The 3,119-nt window shown below is 52.4% G+C and carries 4 protein-coding genes; all 4 read right to left on the bottom strand.

Features of this window, described 5'->3' with window-relative positions; genetic code table 11:
• Positions 1–397 (bottom strand): kynureninase (locus FBQ85_28675; protein MDL1879108.1); only part of this gene is annotated, 397 nt, incomplete at its 3' end.
• A gap of 111 nt (positions 398–508) precedes the next feature.
• Positions 509–1,360, bottom strand: a complete 852-nt coding sequence (locus FBQ85_28670) for a cyclase family protein (protein ID MDL1879107.1) — start codon at positions 1,358–1,360, stop codon at positions 509–511.
• Positions 1,324–1,770: a hypothetical protein gene (locus tag FBQ85_28665; protein MDL1879106.1), complete on the bottom strand. Its 447-nt coding sequence runs from the start codon at positions 1,768–1,770 to the stop codon at positions 1,324–1,326. Before FBQ85_28665 ends, FBQ85_28670 begins: the two co-directional genes overlap by 37 nt.
• A 93-nt stretch (positions 1,771–1,863) precedes the next feature.
• On the bottom strand, positions 1,864–3,119 hold a 1,256-nt coding region (locus tag FBQ85_28660), incomplete at its 5' end, for a S9 family peptidase (protein MDL1879105.1).

Genomic DNA, 3,119 nt, shown 5'->3' with positions numbered 1-3,119 from the left:
TGGCCTCCATCAGGATTTTGTGTCGTTTCGGAGTCGGCCGGTAAAACGTCATCATCATGAGATGAAGGTTTACGGTGAGCGAGTTCATCGCCACCACTTCACTCGGATGAGCCCCGACCAGTCGTGCGAGCGGCGGCGCGAGAATCTCATGGTAGGATTGCCAGGGATTTTTGGCGCGCAGATGCGCGTCAACGCCGAGGCGCTCCCAATCCAGCAGTTCCTGCTCAATGTAGGCACGCGCCGATTTGGGCTGCAACCCAAGCGAATGGCCGCACAAGTAAACACAATCCTCGCCAATTTTAGTTTTAGGGATATGAAAGCGTTCGCGATACTTTGCGAGAGGATCGCGAGCGTCAACGGCCAGGGCAAAATTGCGGTTGGTACGATAGTCAATCATCCGTGATCAGCCAATCTTGTTTAGTTCAGGATACTCAAAGAAACGACTTCTCTTGACGCCGTCATTCATGCGGACTTCCTTGCCGGATGAACACAGCATTTCTGCACAAAATTACAGCGAAACAATCGGGTAAATGACCGGCCGGCTCGGCGCGGCGTCAGCAACAAAACTTGGCGTCTGAAGATTCAGCAGATACTCTCCATCATACACACTGTCATCGATGTAAATCATCTCCGTAATGGTTTTCAAAGAAGGATGATTCTCGTCAACATTTTGGCTGCCTTGCGGTACATTCCAAAACACATGATGGGCGCTCAGCCGGCCTTCGTCAAACATGCGATCCACCGAAGGCAAATCGACAAGCAAATGTTGCACGCCGAGGCTGGCAACCAATGCCATCGCCTCCCTCGAAAAAAAAGCCGGCATATGTTGCGCATAGCGTCGTGATTTTTTGGCGGGCTCATGGCGCGATGTACGTATGATCAAGCCGCTTAAAAAATCAGCCGAACGAGCTTGCAAATGATTGGATAGCTGCTCACGAGTGACCAGCCAATCTTCCTTTTGCTTCGCCGGGAGGTATGAATCGGCGCAAGCAAGAGCCGGCTCCGGCGTGACCGTAATAAGAGTCGCCGGAATGAGAGCATTCTGCAAGATGCGGTGAAGCGAAATCCTCTCATGTGAAATATGCCCGACGCATTCGGTGTGAGTTCCATTGCAATGTGGAATCAATCGATACTCTTCGACGTTACAGCTTCCTCCCCGCCTGGTATCGCCGACAAACGAGCCGCTCTCGAAGTGCCGCGCCGTTGCCTCCGGGGCATCAAAATGATTGGGCTGGGCGCCTTCAAAATACAATGGAATCGCGAGATCAATCGCGTTGGCAAGATCTATCCCATAAACCTTCCCTGCAATTTCACATTCAAGCTTCATGCTAAAAACTGCTTCTCGTTTAATCCGAACCATTTCGCGGCGATTGCACTACACCGTCGTTTTCTGCCCTCCTCGCGCATTTCTGGCAGCGAAGCAATCAAAGCATTGCGAAATTTTGAGAGAGCGGGGCAATGCTGAATTTGGGCGCAGGAACGGAACATCAACGGCGGGGCCGCAAGAACCCACTCTGTAAAACCATGATCGCAGATTTCTCGCAACTCAGGCCGGTTTTTGTGGAGAATAGGAGTGTCAATGTCGAGCTTGAGAGGTAAGCGCTGTTGTTTACTGTACGGCAAGGAAAGCTCATCCATGTAAGCGTGTTCAACGTTTTGCGGCTTGCCCAATCTACTGGTGTTCAGTATTTGGCTTGGCAAGAATAATCTTGATTTTACCGGCTGATGTGTGTCAAGCTCATTCACGATTGCCAGTAAATTGCTGATCAATGAGCCTCGAAGGCGATTTTAACCTAACCCGGCGTCGCGGTCAACTCGCATTCCAATAACGGTGATTTGATCGCCGGTTTTCGACACTCAGGCTTAATTGCTCCCCACCTCAACCTTGCGATTCCTGACATACTTCTCGGCCCATTCGAACATTTCGGCGAGTGCGTGCAACACGGATTCGCGCGCAACATAGCCGTGACTCTCATGCGGCAGCAACACCAAACGCGCGGTGCCGCCATTGCCTTTGATGGCTTGATAGAGCCGCTCGGATTGCATTGTGTGTGTACCGGGATTGTTATCCGCTTCGCCATGAATGATGAGAATCGGCTCGTTGATTTTATTGGCATGCGTAAAGGGCGAAACTTTCATATAAATCTCCGGCGCTTCCCAAAACGAGCGGCGCTCGCTCTGAAATCCGAAGGGTGTCAGCGAACGATTATAAGCTCCGCTGCGCGCAATACCGGCGGCAAAATCATCGGAATGCGCCAGCAAGTTTGCCGTCATAAACGCGCCATAGCTGTGGCCGGAAACAAAAACGCGCTTGCGGTCAATCACGCCCAGGGAATCGAGCTTGTCAATGGCTGCCCGGCCGGAGGAAACGATTTGCTCAACAAAGGTATTGTTCATGGTTTCGGGGTCGCCGACCACCGGCATCGTAGCGTCGAGCAAAACCGCGTAGCCCTGTGTCAGAAAAAATAACGGCGAGGCGCCGCGCAAAAACGTGAAGGTAAACGGCGAGCCGCGGACTTGCCCGGCAGTGGCGGGATCGGAATACTCCAGCGGATAAGCCCAAATCAACAGCGGCAATTTCGCGCCGGCTTGATAGCCGGGCGGCAAATACAACGTGCCTGAAAGCGGCACCCCATCGGCGCGATTGTACTTCACCAGTTCTTTTTTTAATCCGGAGAGCTGCGGCGCGGGATCTTTGAAATCTGTGAGAGTCGAACGCGTCTTCTTTTTGAAATCGACGATGAAGTAATTGGGCGGCTCGGTTTGCGATTCGTAGCGGGTTATGATCGTATTGCGTTCTTTGCCGAAAAATGCGATGAATTGCTCATAGGCTTTCGGCGGTGATTGAAAAAGTTGTTGCTTGGCCAGCGTCTTTAGATTCATGCGATCGACACGCGGCCGGTCGCCTTCCGCCGAAGCGCCGCGCGCATTCAGATAAATCCAATCGCCTTCTTGCAGCAAAACGGTTTCGCCGTTGGGCCGCGTTTCATAGATCGGCCGGCCCGGGTCGTTATAAGCATCGTTCACGCTCAGATCAAAAAGAACTTTTCGCGTTTTGGCAGGCTTGGCCAAATGCAAAAACGTCGTCGTGCGCCACCGGCGGTCGCGATCATATTCGG

The organism is Cytophagia bacterium CHB2, assembly GCA_030263535.1.
Taxonomy (GTDB): Bacteria; Zhuqueibacterota; Zhuqueibacteria; order Zhuqueibacterales; family Zhuqueibacteraceae; genus Coneutiohabitans.
The sequence above is the reverse complement of the archived record's forward strand: the minus strand, read 5'-3'. Positions and strand labels throughout refer to the sequence as shown.

Coding starts and splice junctions, on each gene's coding strand:
- FBQ85_28670 (MDL1879107.1), bottom strand. CDS start 1,360: ATGGTTCGGATTAAACGAGAAGCAGTTTTTAGCATGAAGCTTGAATGT.